Here is a 14267-nt window from a genome sequence, read left to right on the forward strand (position 1 = left end):
GTCAGCCGACCTTCGACGCCAGATCGCCGGCCAGAGAGTTCAGCACGGACGAGGCGTTCTTCCCGCCGTAGATCTCCTGGAGCGCGGCGGCCCAGCTGGTCGTCGCGTCGAAGAACTGCTCCTGCGGGGTGAACTGGATCTTCGTCTGGTCGACGACCGTCTCGAACGTCTCGATGAAGCCGGGGATGGCCCGCATCCTGGCCTTGTACGCGGGGTCCTGACTGACCGACTTCCGTACCGGATCGATGTGGTTGTACTCGATCGCGCCCTTGCGCAGATGCTCCTTGCCGGTCGCCCACTGGAGGAAGAGCCAGGCCGCGGACTTGTTGCGGCTCTTGGCGTTCATGCCGAGCGACCAGATCCACATGTTCGTGGCGAGCGAGCCGTCGGGGCCCTTGGGGCCGGGGTGGAAGGCGATCTTCCCGGAGGCGGGGGACGCCCCCTTCACCGCCTGGAAATAGGCAGCGGTGTCCGCGTCGAAGAGCATCCCCGCCTTCTTCGCGCCGAGGTCGCTGGAGCACTGGTACCAGGTGTACGAGGTCCAGGACGGCGGCCCGCCCTTCTTGACCATCTCCGCCCAGTCCCGGGTGAACGCGATCGCCTCCCGGGAATTCATCGCGGGCTTCACCCTGCCGTCCTCGACGGTGAAGTCCTTCAGCCCGTTACGCGCGAACATCGTCATGAAGCCCGGATGGATCGTCGCCCAGCTGCGCGAGCCGCGCACCGCGACCCCGTACATCCCGTCGAAGCCCGCACCCGGCGCCCGGCGGGTGATGGCCCCGGCCACCTCGCGCAGCTCGTCGAAGGTCTCGGCGGGCTTCAGGCCGAGCTTCTCGAACACCTCGGTGTTGTACGCGACGACATTGGTCTCCCAGCCCCACGGCAGCGCGTACTGCCCGCCCTGCCCGAGCGGGGCGCCCGCCTTCAGCGACCACTGGTCGGATGCGAGAAGGCTGGGGAAGAAGTCCGCCTGGTCCCATTCGGCCCCGGTCGCGGAGGAGTTGCGCATCCACGGGCCGAGATCCTCCAGCCAGCCCGGCGGGCCGTACTGCCACACCATGTATGCGCCGAGCATGAACACGTCGTAGGAGGCGCGTCCGCTGGAGAGGTCGACGGTGAGCTTGTCGAAGTAGTTGTCCTCGGGGAAGACGTCGTACTCGACCTTGATGCCCGTCTTCTCGGTGAACGCCTTCAGGTCGGCGATCAGGGCATCGGTGTACGGATGTTTGTTGAGCAGCGCCTTGACCGTCCTGCCCTTCGCCCGCTTCCAGTCGAAGGAGCCGGTGACATCGTCGGCCGCGGAGCCGTCGCCCTTGCCGCTGTCGCCGCCGAAGCCCGCGCCGCAGGCGGTGAGCAGCGGGGCGGCGGACGCGGCCGCCGCCGCGCCGAGGGCGAGGAACCGTCGCCGGTCGTGCGCGTGCATGTCCATCCGTGACCTCCACGGTCCGGCCGGAGACGAGTTGGGGCGGTGCCCATTCACACGTTGAGTCGACTGGTTAACAGAGCTTGGAACAACGGAAGTTGGCCGTCAATCCCTCGCGCAACGGAAATTCTCGGTGCAGAGTGAGAAGTTCACAGAGAGGGCCGATATGTGGATGGGTATCGATCTCGGCACGCAGAGCGTCCGTGCGGTGGTGGCAGGAGACCGCGGCGAGATACTCGGCAGCGGCTCCGCCCCGCTCGCGGGCAGACGCGACGGTGTACGGCATGAGCAGCGGCCCCTCGACTGGTGGACGGCCGTGTGCGCGGCCAGCCGCCAGGCGCTGCGCGACTGCCCCGCACCGCGTGCGCTGGCCGTCTGCGCCACCTCCGGCACCGTTCTGCTCGGCGACCGGGCCGGCCGGCCGCTGACCCCGGGGCTGATGTACGACGACGGGCGCGCCGTGGCCGAGGCGGCGAGGGCCCGGACCCCGCCGAGCTGGGCGCTGCCCAAGGTGATGTGGCTGCTGCGGGAGTACGGGGGACGAGCGGGCGACTCCGTACGGGTGATGCATCAGGCCGATCTGGTCCTGGCGCTGCTCGCCGGAACCCCTCTGCCCACCGACTCCAGCCACGCCCTGAAGACCGGCTACGACCTGGAGCGGGACGCCTGGCCGCACCGGAGGTTCGGAAAGCTGGGCCTGCCGGACGGGCTGTTTCCGGATGTGGTGCGGCCCGGCCGCCGGATCGGCGAGGTGGGGCGGGCGGCGGCGGCGGAGACCGGGATTCCGGCGGGCACGCTCCTGGTGGCCGGGATGACGGACGGGTGCGCGGCGCAGATCGCCTCCGGTGCGCTCACCGTGGGCTCCTGGAATTCGGTGCTCGGCACGACGCTGGTCCTCAAGGGGGTCACCTCGTCGCCGGTCGTGGACCGGGCCGGGGTGGTCTACAGCCACCGTGCTCCGGACGGGAGCTGGCTGCCGGGCGGGGCCTCGGGGGCCGGCGGCGGGGCGCTGGCCGCCGCCTTCCCGGACGCGGACCCGGCTCGCATGGACGCGCTGGCCCGCGAGCACGAGCCGGCGCGTGTGGTGGCGTATCCGCTGGTGGCCACGGGCGAACGCTTCCCCTTCGTCGCGCCGGAGGCCACCGGGTTCCTGCTCGGCCAGCCCGCCACCGACGCCGAGCACTGGGCGGCCCTGCTGACCGGCGTGGGCCTGGTCGAACGGCTCTGCCTCGACTACCTCGACCTGCTCGGCGCCCCGCTGTACGGCCCGCTCACCTTCACCGGCGGCGCGGTCCGCAGCGGCTACTGGAGCCGGCTGCGCGCCGACATCCTGGGCCGGTCCGTGTACATCCCGCGGTACAGCGAACCGGCGCTCGGCATGGCCGTCCTCGCCGCGTACGGGGCGCGGGCCACGACCACGCTGCAGGAGGCGGCGGGCCGGATGGTGCGACTGCGGCACGTACTGCGCCCCGACCCGGCGCGTACCGCGCGATACACCGGGCCGTACCTCACGCTGGTGGACGAACTGGAGCGACGCGGCTGGCTCCCCGGCCCGGTCGCCGCCCACGCCCGTACCCGAACGGAGAAACCATGACCGCCCGACCGAGCGCCACCCTGCTGCTCGCCCGCCACGGTCAGACCGTCTGGCACGCGGAGAACCGCTACGCCGGGGTCAGCGACATCGCCCTCACCGACGAAGGACGCCGCCAGGCCGGGCAGCTGGGCGAGTGGGCGGCCCGGCACCCGGTCGACGCGATCTGGACGTCGACGCTCACACGCGCGATCGAGACCGCACAGCCCGCGTGCTGGGCGCTCGGTCTCGTCCCCCGGCGCGAACACGACCTGCGCGAATGCGATTTCGGTGAGGTGGAGGGGCGCACCCTGGCGGAGTTCGCGGCCGAGCACCCGGAGCGGGCCCGGGAGTACCGCGCCGACCCGGTGACCCACCCCTTCCCCGGCGCCGAGGACCCCCGGTCTGCGGCGGCCCGGGGGGCGATGGCGCTGCGCCGGATCGCGGACGGGCACCCGGGGCAGCGGGTGCTCGTCGTCGCGCACAACACACTGCTGCGGCTCGTGCTGTGCGAACTGCTGTCGATTCCGCTGGGCGCCTACCGCCGGGTCTTCCCCCGGTTGCGGAACACGGCCCTGAGCGAGGTGCGGATCGGGGAGGAGGGCGGTGCGCTGCTCTCCCTCAATGTGCCGTGCGCACCGGACGTCAGCCCTTGACGGCCACGGACCGCCGCTGCCGTACGACACCGATGGCCGCCAGTACGACGGTCAGGGCGCCGGACGCCATCAGCTGGTCACGGGTGTCCGGCTCGCGCAGCATCAGGACGAAGATGCCGAGCATGGCCAGGAGCGCCACCACCGTCAGGACCGGGAAGAGCCACATCCGTACGACGAGCTTCTCCGGGGCCTCGCGCTCCAGCCGGTCGCGAAGGATCACCTGGGAGAGGGCGATGAAGATCCAGACGACGAGGATCACCGCGCCGATCATGTTGAGCAGCCACGGGAAGACGTCGTCGGGGCGCCAGTAGCTGAGCAGCACGCACAGGAAGCCGAACACGGACGAGACCAGGACGGCCGGGCGCGGGACGCCCGAGGAGATCCTGCCGAGCCGCTTCGGGCCCTGGCCACGGGAGACCAGCGAACAGGCCATGCGCGAGGCGCCGTAGATGTTGGCGTTCATCGCGGAGAGCAGGGCGACCAGGATGACCACGTTCATGATCTCCGCGGCGCCGCTGATGCCGAGGTGGTCCAGGGCCGCGTAGAACGGGCCGACCTCCACGACCTTCGGGTCGTCCCACGGGACCAGTGTGACGACGACCGCCATCGAGCCGACGTAGAAGAGCGCGATCCGCCACATCGCCGTCCGCACGGCCTTGGCGACACCTTGCACCGGGTTCTCGGACTCGGCCGCTGCGATGGTGACGGTCTCCAGACCGCCGTACGCGAAGACGGAGGCGAGCAGTCCGATCACCAGGCCCTCGGAGCCGTTCGGCATGAAGCCGCCCTCGCCCTTGAGGTTGGTGGTGCCGGGGGCGTCCGTACCGGGCAGTACACCGAGGATCGCCAGCACACCCAGGACCAGGAAGAGCGTGATCGCCACGACCTTGAGGGCGGCGAACCAGAACTCGAATTCGCCGAACTTCTTCACCGAGGCCAGGTTCGTGCCCAGGAAGACCACCATGAACAGCGCGACCCAGGCCCACTCCGGCGTACCGGGCAGCCAGCCGGTGACGATCTTCGCCGCGCCGATGCCTTCGAGGCCGACGGCCACGCAGAGCAGCACCCAGAACGCCCAGCCCACGGTGAACCCCGCCCACGGCCCTATCGCCCGCTCCGCATGGACGGAGAAGGAACCGGAGGCCGGGTTCGCGGCCGACATCTCGCCGAGCATCCGCATCACGAGCATGACCAGCAGCCCGGAGACGGCGTACGCGATGATGATCGACGGGCCCGCCGCGGCGATACCCGCGCCCGAGCCGACGAAGAGTCCGGCGCCGATGACACCGCCGAGGGCGATCATCGAAAGATGGCGCTGCTTGAGCCCGTGGGTGAGCGCCGAATCGGTCTTGGCGTCGGAGACGGCGACCGGGGAGCCGGTGGGGGGAGACGCGGAATTCCGAGACATGGACAAGCTCTGTTCGGTAGTGAGACGTGGGGGGACGTGCGCGCACAGTCTGAGCACGCACCCCGTTCACAGGGAACCGCTGTCCGCTATACGGGCGCGATGCTCACACAAGGTGCACACCCGGGCACGGGACGACGGCCGGTGCGGTCGCCCGGCGGACCCTGGGCGGTTCCTGGACGGTTTTGGCAGGAACCTACAGTCTCTCCCGACGGCCTCTCCCGGCAAAATACGAGCCGATCCGCACCCACCTCAGTGACGAGCATCACGCCATCACGTGATTGTGTAAGCCCCTTTGTGTGAACCCCACCAATGCCTCAACCACCGCTTTGTGGGCCACTGATGGTGATCGAGCGTTAACCCTTGGGCTAACGTCAGCCTCAGTCTGTCCCCACCTGCCCTCACCCCGCGGAGTCCCGATGAGCACTGCTGCCGCCGCCCCTGCCCGTACCGGAGCGGTCCTCGCCGACCTGCTGCCCGCCGCCAGGCACCGTTACGCCGTCGACACGGCCCTGGTCCTCGGTGGCGCCGCGCTCACCGGCATCGCCGCCCAGATCGCCGTCCCGGTCCCCGGCTCCCCGGTCCCGGTCACCGGCCAGACGTTCGCCGCGCTCCTCGTCGGCACCGCGCTGGGCGCCCGTCGCGGCTTCCTCTCCCTCGCCGTCTACGCGCTCGTCGGCATGGCGGGCGTGCCGTGGTTCGCGGGCGGCAGCTCCGGCGCGGGCGGCGCCTCGTTCGGCTATGTCCTGGGCATGCTGCTGGCCGCCACCGTGGTCGGCGGCCTCGCCCGCCGCGGCGGCGACCGCTCCGTGCTGCGCACGGCGGGCACGATGGTGCTGGGCTCCGCGATCATCTACGCGGTCGGCGTCCCGTACCTGGCACTGGCCACCGGCATGTCGGCGAGCGCCGCGATCGCGGCCGGCCTGGTGCCGTTCCTGCTCGGTGACGCGCTGAAGGCGGCGCTGGCGATGGGCGCGCTGCCCGCGGCCTGGAAGCTCATCGGCCGTCGCGGCTGATGCCGTAGCTCCCTCCGAAGAGGCTCGCCGGGTCGTGACGCGACACCAGACCGGCGAGCCTCTTCTGTGTCCGCGCGTCGTGGAAGCCGTCGGTGCGGTCCCCGCCGCCGAAGGAGAAGTTCAGCGAACGGCCCAGGGCGAGCGGGGCGAGCAGGGCGGCCAACGCCGCGTAAAGGGCCCGTACCGATTCACATCCGTGCCGTCGAGCGGCGACAGTAGCCGCAGCAGGAATCCGGCCTCACGGTAGGGCACCGCGTTGTCGACGGCGGGCCGTACGGCCAGCGCGCCGCCCAGGTGGTTGAGCTGGACCACGGTCATCATCGGCGCCTTCGGCCCGGTCGGCTCCCGGGCGGTGCGGTGCACCGGGTGGACCTCGACGGAGTCCATCCGGCGGGTGCTGATCACAACCCCGCCCTCGACGGCCCCGGGCAGCCCGTGGCCGGTGGCGTGGACGTGGACCGGGAGGCCGCGCCCGACGGCGTCGGCCACGGTGGTCCGCACGTCATAGGCGTGGGCGGCCTCGACGACGAGGCCGGGACGGATGGGGAAACCGGTCTGAAAGCCGGTCTCGAAGTCGGCCGGGACATCGGCCGGGACCTGGGCAGGGGCGGAAGACATGAGAAGGCTCCCCGTTCGCCCGCTCGGTGGCGTTGCGACGGAGAGCCTTCCCGGTAAACCTGACATCGGCCGTCAGGTATTGCTGGGGGTTTCCACGGCGGTGCGGTTCTTGCGGTTCTGGACCTCACGGACCAGCGAGATCGCCACCACAATGGCCGCGACGAGCAGCGAGAGCAGCACCTGCTGGCGTCCGCTGTCGTCGGTCAGCATGTAGACGAGGACGAACGAGATCATCGCGATGGTCGCCCAGGTGAGGTACGGGAAGAGCCACATCCGTACGACCAGCTTCTCCGGCTGCTCGCGCAGGATGATGCCCCGCATCCGCAGTTGGGTGAAGCAGATGACCAGCCAGACGAAGAGGGCGACCGCACCGGAGGAGTTCAGCAGGAACTGGAAGACGGTGTCGGGCCACTGGTAGTTGAAGAACACGGCGACGAAGCCGAAGACGACGGAGGACAGGATGGCCGCCTGCGGCACGCCCCGCTTGTTCGTCCGGGCGAACGCCTTCGGCGCGTCTCCGCGGCCGCCGAGCGAGAAGGCCATCCGCGAGGCGGTGTAGAGGCCGGAGTTGAGGCAGGACAGCACGGCCGTCAGCACGATGACGTCCATCACCTGACCGGCGTGCGGAATGCCGATGGAGTTGAGGGCGGCCACATAGCTGCCCTCCTTCAGGATCGAGGCGTCGTTCCACGGCAGCAGGGTGAGCACGATGAAGATCGAGCCCAGGTAGAAGACGGCGATCCGCCAGATCACGCTGTTGGTGGCCTTCTGGACGGCGCGCTGCGGGTTCTCGGACTCGCCGGCGGCGAGGGTGACGATCTCGCTGCCCATGAAGGAGAAGACGACCATCAGTACACCGGTGAGGACGGCGCCGGGTCCCTTGGGGAAGAACCCGCCGGTGTCGGTGAGATGCGCGAGCCCCGAGCCGGGGTTGTCCGAGCCGGGCAGCAGCCCGAAGACGGCGAGCAGCCCGACGACCACGAACGCACCGATCGCCACGACCTTGATCCCGGCGAACCAGAACTCGAACTCGCCGTACGACCCGACCGAGACCAGGTTCGTCGCGGTCAGTACGACCATCACGATCAGCGCCCACGCCCACTGAGGGACGCCCGGCACCCAGCCCTCCAGGATCTTGGCACCCGCCGTGGCTTCGACGGCGAGCACCACGACCCAGAAGAACCAGTACAGCCAGCCGATCGAGAAGCCGGCCCAGCGGCCCAGCGCCTGGTCGGCGTAGGCGGAGAAGGAGCCCGAGCTGGGGCGGGCGGCCGCCATCTCGCCGAGCATCCGCATCACGAAGACGACCATCAGGCCGACCAGCGCGTACGACAGCAGGATGGCCGGTCCCGCGGCGGCGATGCCTGCGCCGGAGCCGACGAAGAGGCCCGCGCCGATGACGCCGCCGATGGCGATCATCGAGAGGTGGCGGTTCTTGAGGCCTGCCTGGAGACCGTCGGAGGAGCCCAGTGCGTCCGGTCCGTTCGACCGGTCCGGCTTGCCGGGCTGGTGGCCCGGCCCGGCCAGAGTCGTCTGCGACGTCATGGATCGAATCCTTACGTTTTCGGATCACGCGGTGCGTGCCCAGCTGCCGAAGTGGGGTGCGGCAGCGAGTGATGCATTGAAGCCCGCCGAGCCGTGGAAGCGGAACCCCTTATTCCGAATCGTTGACCAGATCGTTGCCCGAGTGGCGTTGCACACACGAGGCCCGCACACGGAGCCCACACGCAGCTTCCGCCGCCGGGTCCGCCCGGTCGGGCCGGTCCGGGCGGACCCGGCCGGAGGGTCCCGACCCCGATGGCGCTTACCCGGCGACGCTCATGCCACACTCGGAACATGCGCGTGTACCTCGGCTCGGACCATGCCGGCTATGAACTCAAGAACCACCTCGTCGAGTGGCTCACGGCCCAGGGCCACGAGGCCGTCGACTGTGGCCCCCACATCTACGACGCCCAGGACGACTACCCGCCGTTCTGCCTGCGTGCCGCCGAGAAGACGGCCGCGGACCCGGACAGCCTCGGCATCGTGATCGGCGGCTCCGGCAACGGCGAGCAGATCGCCGCCAACAAGGTCAAGGGCGTGCGCGCCGCACTCGCCTGGAGCGAGCAGACCGCCGCGCTCGGCCGTGAGCACAACAACGCCAACGTGGTCGCCATCGGTGGCCGGATGCACTCGGTGGAGGAGTCCACCAAGTTCGTCGAGATCTTCCTCGCCACTCCGTACTCGGGTGAGGAGCGTCACACCCGCCGCATCGAGATGCTGACGGCGTACGAGACGACCGGCGAGCTCCCCCCGATCCCGGCCCACCACCCGCAGCAGGGCTGACCGGCCCCCACCCCTGTGCCGCCGGTGTCCCCGGCGGCACAGTCATTTCCCCGCGTCACCCGTCACCCGTCACCCGTCGCCGCGTCCCCACGTCCCTACGTCACCGAGGAGAGTCGCCGTCGTGCCCGAGGGACACACGATCCACCGCCTCGCGGCGGACCACCGGGACAGGTTCGCCGGGCGGCCGGTGCGGGTGAGCAGCCCGCAGGGCAAGTTCTCCGACAGCGCCGCGCTGCTGGACGGTCGCACGTTCACCGGCGTCGACGCCCACGGCAAGCACCTCTTCCTCGGTTTCGAGGACGCCGGCTGGGTCCACATCCACCTGGGCCTCTTCGGCAAGCTCGACTTCGGTACGACCCCGGCCCCGCCGCCCACCGACACCGTCCGGCTGCGCCTGGTGACCGACGGCCACCACGCGGATCTGCGCGGCCCCACCACGTGCGCGCTGATCACCGACCCCGAGAAGCGCGCGATACACGACCGCCTCGGCCCGGACCCGCTGCGGACCGACGAGGACGGCGAGCGGGCCTGGCGGCGGATCTCCCGCAGCCGTATCACCGTCGCGGCCCTGCTGATGGACCAGAAGGTCATTGCGGGGGTCGGCAACGTGTACCGCGCGGAGGTGCTGTTCCGGCACGGGATCGACCCGTACCGCCTGGGCAGGGACCTCACGCGGGCGGAGTGGGACGCGGTCTGGGCCGACCTGGTGGTGCTGATGCGCGAGGGTGTGCGGAACAACCGGATCGACACGGTCCGCCCCGAGCACATGCCGGAGGCGATGGGGCGTCCGCCGCGCGTCGACGACCACGGCGGCGAGGTGTACGTGTACCGAAGGGCCCGGCAGGCCTGCCACATCTGCGGCGACGAGATCCGCACCGCCGACCTCGCCGCCCGCAACCTCTTCTGGTGCCCGGGCTGCCAGCGCGCTTAGCGCGGCAGATCCCAGCCTGTCCGGCGTTTGAGGACGAAGCGGCCGGGCGGGGGTCGGGGTGCCAGAAGGCCTGGAGAGCCCCTAGAACCCCCGGGGCAGCCACGGGGCCGTGTCCGACAAGAACGCCGACGACGCCTCCGCCAGCGCGCCCGCCCGCAGCTCCCGTACCCGCCCGGCCAGAGCCAGCGAGCTCAGCGACTCGCCGCCCAGATACGCGGAGCCCAACTCCCTTACCGAGAGCGCGAGATCGGCCGGGTCGTCGGTGCGCCGGCACGACGCGGCGCCCTTCGCGTCGGCCGTGAGCCGCCAACGCCCCGCGTTCCAGGGGCAGAACGCGTCCTCCACCTCGAACACCACGTCCAGCGGGCCCCGGTACGTCCGGGCCTCCAGCGCCGCCCCCAGCTCCACCAGACGCACATGGAGTGAATCGCGGACCCGGATGTTGCACCGCCGCACGTCCGACACCAGGTGCAGCACCGCGTCGTCGACCGGCCGGTTCCGGGCCACGATCGTCGTGATCAGGTCGATCTCGAAGACGAACCGCCACAGCGCCGCGTACGCCGCCGGGTCCAGTGCGGCCAGGTCGTTGACCACGACGGTGCCCTTGGGGCCGGCCGGCTCCCACTCCGGCTTGATGTGATACGTCACATTGCCGACGATCTGCCCGTCCCGCTCCGCCAGTACGCACTGCTGCGCCGAGGAGCCCTGCCGGTGGGCGACCGGGTCGACCATGGGCTTGCGCTCCCAGCCGGGCGCGTGCGCCGGGACGCCGGGACGGCCGGAGACCAGCTGCTCGTACACGCTCTCGCACGCGGCCATCGCCTCGTCCGGCTTCGCGTGGCGCAGCCGCACCTCGTCCGTGCCCGGCGGCACGTCCAGCCGGATCCGGTCCTTCTCGATCGTCAGGGACATCTGTCGCGAGGCGGCGCCGTAGCCGAACCGGCCGTAGATCACCGGTTCCGAGGCCGTCAGTACGGCGAACGGCTCGCCCAGCGCGCGGATGTCGTCCAGCTGGCGGCGCATCATCGAGGTCAGCAGCCCGCGCCTGCGGTGCGTGGAGGCGACACTCACCATCGTGATCCCGGCGGCGGGCACCAGCGCCCCGCCCGGCACCGCGACCCGGAAGCTGAACGCCCCCGCCGTGCCGACCACGTCGTCACCGTCCCAGATGCCGAGCGACCGCTCGGGCTCGGTCAGCTGCTCGAACAGCTCGCGTTCCTCGGGAGGCTCCGGAGCCCCGCCGAACGCCAGCTCCAGACACTCGAACCATTCGTTCCATTCGGACGGTTGCAACACGCGAAGCTCAGTAGTCATGGGCCATCCCTATCAGGGGTGCGGCGGCCGGTCGACCCGATTTCGAACGCATTGTCACGGGGTCCCCCTGCACCGGAGGCGGTCGGGTAGATAAGGTCCCCGCAATGGCCCGTCGCGCAGGAGCAGACTCGTACCCGGCCCGATTTCGGAAATCGGCGCACCGGGCACGCATCGCGCTGCGCAAATCCGGTGTCGACTACTTCCGCGGCGACGGGTCGGACTGGATCGCACTGGCCGGTCTGCTGCTCACCATTCCGGCCATCACCTGCGCCACCCTGATGAATCCGGTGTGGTGCTCACCGGCCGCGCTCGTTCTGCCGATCGTCGCGGGCGGTCTGCTGCTGCGGCCCGCGAGCCTGCTGGGTCTGTACGCGACCGCCGCCACCGCCCTGATCGTGGAGTCGCTCGCACTGGGCCCGTACGAGGACGGCCCGGCCCGGGTGACACCCGGCATCGTCCTGGTGGTCGCGGCCTGCGGCTTCTTCGGGCTGGTCCTCGCCCAGTTCCGGGCCAGGGTCGGTGTGCCGTGGCGACGCGGTGGCACCATGCTCTTCGACCTGCGCGAACGCATCAGGGTGCAGAGCGCCCTGCCCCGGCTGCCGCAGGGCTGGCACCGCGAGATGGCGCTGCGCCCGGCGGGCGGTCAGTCCTTCTCCGGTGACTTCGTCGTCGCCGCCCGTACCAACGGCGGACGGACCCTGGAGGCCGTACTCACCGATGTCTCCGGCAAGGGCATGGACGCGGGCTCCCGCGCCCTGCTGCTGTCCGGCGCCTTCGGCGGCCTCCTCGGTTCGCTGCCCCCGCACGGCTTCCTCCCGGCGGCCAACGGCTATCTGCTGCGCCAGGACTGGGACGAGGGTTTCGCCACCTCGATCCATCTGGTCCTGGACCTCGAATCGGGCGACTACGAACTCCTCTCGGCGGGTCACCCGCCGGCCCTGCAGCTCCACTCGGGCAGCGGCCAATGGGAGGAGAAGGCCGCGGAGGGCCCGTTGCTCGGGGTGTACGACGGGGCGCAGTTCGACGCGGTGAAGGGCTCGTTGGCCCCCGGCGACGTGCTGATGCTGTTCACGGACGGCCTGGTGGAGGCGTCCGACCGCGATATCGCGGAGGGCATCGACCGGCTGACCGGTGAGGCCGACCGCTATGTCGCCACCGGTTTCGAGGGCTCGGCCTGGCATCTGATCGAGGCATGCGCCAAGGACGTCAACGACGACCGGGCGCTGCTGCTGTTGTCGCGCAGATCCTGAAACGTACGCAAACGGAACGAATCGGGTTTACGTCAACGGAAATAGGCCCGTCACCGGATCGTGGGTGTCGGCATGTCCGGGTACGAGGCGGGCCCTCGTGCCCGGACACGCCGGCCGTCGTCTCAGAGCCTGTCGGGTGACCTCCGACCGGGCGGCCACGCCCTGGCACGCACGCTTCCCGCGTTGTCGTCAGTCACCAACTCCCCCATAGCTGAAGGCATGGGGGGACCCCCTTCGCGTCGACTCCCTCCTCCGCCTTGGAATCGCACGCACCAGACCGCGTCCGCCACCCGATCGGAGGTCACCCGACAGGCTCTCAGGCCGGGACCGAGACCTGCCCGGCGCCGCTGCCGCTGTCACTGTCCTCACCCCGGCCCCGCCCGCCCGGGAGGATGCGGGCCAGCCAGTGCGACCTTCCGGCGGCCAGCGGTGCGAGGACCGCGAGAACGAGTACGTATCCGGCGATGAACGGGGAGAGCCGTTCGTCCAGCCCCGCGGCCGCCGCCATCGTGGCGAGGATCAGGGCGAACTCGCCGCGGGCCACCAGTGTGGTGGAGATGTTCGCCGTGGCCTGCGGGCCGAACGCGTACACCTTGGCGGCGGCAAGTCCGGCGAGGACGTTCATGGCCAGGGTCACCGCGACGGCGGCCAGCACCGGCCACAGGACGGTCGGCAGATCGCCCGGGTTGATGGAGAGGCCGAAGGCGAAGAAGAAGATCGCACCGAAGGCGTCACGCAGCGGGTGCACCAGCTTGAGGATACGCGTGCCGGAGGACGTACTGCCGAGCATCAGGCCGACCATGAAGGCGCCGATCGCGTCCGCGACCCCGAACCACTCCGAGACACCCGCCACGAAGACCGCGGCGCCGAGGAAGGAGATGACGAGGAGTTCGTCGTCACGGGTGTTGATCAGCTTGCCGATGACCTTGGTGCCGAACCGGGCGGCCAGGGCGAGCAGCAGCAGGAAGCCGAAGGCCTTGCCGCCGTCGACCGCCGCGGCGGAGAGGCTGTCGGCACCCGACAGGATCGGCTGGAGGGCGGCCAGATAGAGGGCGAGGAACACGTCCTCGACGACGATGATGCCGAGGATCGGTTTGGTCTCCGGATTGCCGATACGGCCCAGGTCGACCAGGACCTTGGTGACGATGGCCGACGACGAGATGCCGAGCACACCGGCGAGGACCAGCGCTTCGGATGTGCCCCAGCCCAGCGCGAAACCGAAGCCGAGCCCGGCGCCGACGTTCAGGGCGAGATAGGTGCCACCGGCGAGCGCCATCTTGCGGCCGCCGGCCTTGAGGTCGTCGAGATGGAATTCGAGGCCGAGGTAGAAGAGCAGCAGCACCAGACCGAGTGCCGAGAGCATCTCCAGGTCGTGCGGGTCGGCGACGAGCACGATGCCGGGCGTGTGCGGGCCGAGCAGGATTCCGGCCAGGATGAACAAGGGGATGGTCGGCAGTCCGATGCGGCTGCCGACGCGGGCGAGAACGGCGGCGGCGAGGAAGGCGCCGCCCATGGCGATGAGCGTGTCTGCGTGTCCGATGAGCCTGTCCTTCGATAGGTCAAGAGAGCGTCAAGGAATCGTCAGTAATTAGTTTACCGAATGATTGACGTTGCAAGTATGGCCACCCCCGCCAGCACCTGAGGTCTGCCACCCCGCCAGCACCTGAGGTCTGCCCACCCCCGGTAGCACCCTGGGGTTTGCCCCACCCCCGATCCGCCAGCAGCCGCCATGGTCGGGACCCGCTCGTGATCCGTACGT

General features: G+C 70.3%; 11 protein-coding genes and 2 pseudogenes. 6 read left to right on the forward strand and 7 right to left on the reverse strand.

Annotated features, from left to right (window positions below; genetic code table 11):
• Nucleotide 1 precedes the first annotated feature (1 nt).
• Nucleotides 2–1429 carry an ABC transporter substrate-binding protein gene (locus ACIPEK_RS02135; RefSeq protein WP_401989687.1) on the reverse strand — a complete coding sequence of 476 codons (1428 nt, stop codon included), beginning with the start codon at nucleotides 1427–1429 and terminating at the stop codon, nucleotides 2–4.
• Nucleotides 1430–1589: 160 nt separating this feature from the next.
• On the opposite strand from ACIPEK_RS02135, the gene ACIPEK_RS02140 reads away from it, so the two are divergent.
• Both ACIPEK_RS02140 and ACIPEK_RS02145 read left to right on the forward strand, forming a co-directional pair.
• Nucleotides 1590–3017, forward strand: coding sequence for an FGGY-family carbohydrate kinase (locus tag ACIPEK_RS02140; RefSeq protein WP_401989801.1), 1428 nt, complete (start codon nucleotides 1590–1592; stop codon nucleotides 3015–3017).
• Nucleotides 3014–3649: a histidine phosphatase family protein gene (locus ACIPEK_RS02145; protein ID WP_383072746.1), complete on the forward strand. Its 636-nt coding sequence runs from the start codon at nucleotides 3014–3016 to the stop codon at nucleotides 3647–3649. The genes ACIPEK_RS02140 and ACIPEK_RS02145 overlap by 4 nt, the downstream gene beginning before the upstream one ends.
• Here the strand turns inward: ACIPEK_RS02145 and ACIPEK_RS02150 are convergent.
• Nucleotides 3639–5057 carry an amino acid permease gene (locus ACIPEK_RS02150; protein ID WP_401989688.1) on the reverse strand — a complete coding sequence of 473 codons (1419 nt, stop codon included), beginning with the start codon at nucleotides 5055–5057 and terminating at the stop codon, nucleotides 3639–3641. The genes ACIPEK_RS02145 and ACIPEK_RS02150 overlap by 11 nt on opposite strands.
• 416 nt (nucleotides 5058–5473) lie before the next feature.
• Here ACIPEK_RS02150 and ACIPEK_RS02155 point away from each other — a divergent pair, with 416 nt between their 5' ends.
• Entirely contained in the window at nucleotides 5474–6070 is a 597-nt protein-coding gene (locus ACIPEK_RS02155) for a biotin transporter BioY (protein WP_401989689.1), read from the forward strand.
• Here ACIPEK_RS02155 and ACIPEK_RS02160 read toward each other — a convergent pair.
• From ACIPEK_RS02160 to ACIPEK_RS02170, 3 genes and pseudogenes are all read right to left on the reverse strand, one after another.
• Nucleotides 6051–6421: pseudogene (locus ACIPEK_RS02160) on the reverse strand (FAD-binding protein); the annotation flags it as partial. The gene ACIPEK_RS02155 and the pseudogene ACIPEK_RS02160 sit on opposite strands and share 20 nt — an antisense overlap.
• Nucleotides 6422–6475: 54 nt before the next feature.
• Nucleotides 6476–6754, reverse strand: a pseudogene (locus tag ACIPEK_RS02165) (FAD-binding protein); the annotation flags it as partial.
• A gap of 6 nt (nucleotides 6755–6760) precedes the next feature.
• Nucleotides 6761–8233 (reverse strand): amino acid permease, encoded by a 1473-nt coding sequence (locus ACIPEK_RS02170; RefSeq protein WP_401989690.1) that lies wholly within the window; start codon nucleotides 8231–8233, stop codon nucleotides 6761–6763.
• Nucleotides 8234–8524: 291 nt separating this feature from the next.
• On the opposite strand from ACIPEK_RS02170, the gene ACIPEK_RS02175 reads away from it, so the two are divergent.
• Together ACIPEK_RS02175 and ACIPEK_RS02180 are read left to right on the forward strand one after the other, a co-directional pair.
• On the forward strand, nucleotides 8525–9013 hold the full coding sequence (locus ACIPEK_RS02175) for a ribose-5-phosphate isomerase (protein WP_114244495.1): 489 nt from the start codon (nucleotides 8525–8527) through the stop codon (nucleotides 9011–9013).
• 121 nt (nucleotides 9014–9134) lie between these two features.
• Nucleotides 9135–9944 carry an Fpg/Nei family DNA glycosylase gene (locus ACIPEK_RS02180; protein WP_401989691.1) on the forward strand — a complete coding sequence of 270 codons (810 nt, stop codon included), beginning with the start codon at nucleotides 9135–9137 and terminating at the stop codon, nucleotides 9942–9944.
• Nucleotides 9945–10025: 81 nt separating this feature from the next.
• Here ACIPEK_RS02180 and ACIPEK_RS02185 read toward each other — a convergent pair whose 3' ends face one another.
• Entirely contained in the window at nucleotides 10026–11258 is a 1233-nt protein-coding gene (locus ACIPEK_RS02185) for a GNAT family N-acetyltransferase (protein ID WP_401989692.1), read from the reverse strand.
• 104 nt (nucleotides 11259–11362) lie between these two features.
• On the opposite strand from ACIPEK_RS02185, the gene ACIPEK_RS02190 reads away from it, so the two are divergent.
• A complete protein-coding gene (locus ACIPEK_RS02190; protein WP_401989693.1) occupies nucleotides 11363–12508 on the forward strand; it encodes a PP2C family protein-serine/threonine phosphatase in 1146 nt (381 codons plus the stop codon).
• A gap of 316 nt (nucleotides 12509–12824) precedes the next feature.
• On the opposite strand, the gene ACIPEK_RS02195 is transcribed toward ACIPEK_RS02190, so the two are convergent.
• The gene (locus ACIPEK_RS02195) at nucleotides 12825–14021 is read right to left on the reverse strand and encodes a cation:proton antiporter (RefSeq protein WP_383966501.1); all 1197 of its coding nucleotides are present in this window, start codon (nucleotides 14019–14021) and stop codon (nucleotides 12825–12827) included.
• Between the last annotated feature and the right edge of the window lie 246 nt (nucleotides 14022–14267).

This window comes from Streptomyces sp. NPDC088246 (assembly GCF_044741025.1).
Lineage (GTDB): Bacteria > Actinomycetota > Actinomycetes > Streptomycetales > Streptomycetaceae > Streptomyces.

What these genes read in the sequence shown, in the direction of transcription:
- ACIPEK_RS02135 (WP_401989687.1), bottom strand. Translation starts at nt 1,429, where the DNA reads ATGGACATGCACGCGCACGACCGGCGACGGTTCCTCGCCCTCGGCGCG.
- ACIPEK_RS02175 (WP_114244495.1), top strand. Translation starts at nt 8,525, where the DNA reads ATGCGCGTGTACCTCGGCTCGGACCATGCCGGCTATGAACTCAAGAAC.
- ACIPEK_RS02185 (WP_401989692.1), bottom strand. Translation starts at nt 11,258, where the DNA reads ATGACTACTGAGCTTCGCGTGTTGCAACCGTCCGAATGGAACGAATGG.
- ACIPEK_RS02155 (WP_401989689.1), top strand. Translation starts at nt 5,474, where the DNA reads ATGAGCACTGCTGCCGCCGCCCCTGCCCGTACCGGAGCGGTCCTCGCC.
- ACIPEK_RS02190 (WP_401989693.1), top strand. Translation starts at nt 11,363, where the DNA reads ATGGCCCGTCGCGCAGGAGCAGACTCGTACCCGGCCCGATTTCGGAAA.
- ACIPEK_RS02145 (WP_383072746.1), top strand. Translation starts at nt 3,014, where the DNA reads ATGACCGCCCGACCGAGCGCCACCCTGCTGCTCGCCCGCCACGGTCAG.
- ACIPEK_RS02170 (WP_401989690.1), bottom strand. Translation starts at nt 8,233, where the DNA reads ATGACGTCGCAGACGACTCTGGCCGGGCCGGGCCACCAGCCCGGCAAG.
- ACIPEK_RS02195 (WP_383966501.1), bottom strand. Translation starts at nt 14,021, where the DNA reads ATGGGCGGCGCCTTCCTCGCCGCCGCCGTTCTCGCCCGCGTCGGCAGC.
- ACIPEK_RS02140 (WP_401989801.1), top strand. Translation starts at nt 1,590, where the DNA reads ATGTGGATGGGTATCGATCTCGGCACGCAGAGCGTCCGTGCGGTGGTG.
- ACIPEK_RS02150 (WP_401989688.1), bottom strand. Translation starts at nt 5,057, where the DNA reads ATGTCTCGGAATTCCGCGTCTCCCCCCACCGGCTCCCCGGTCGCCGTC.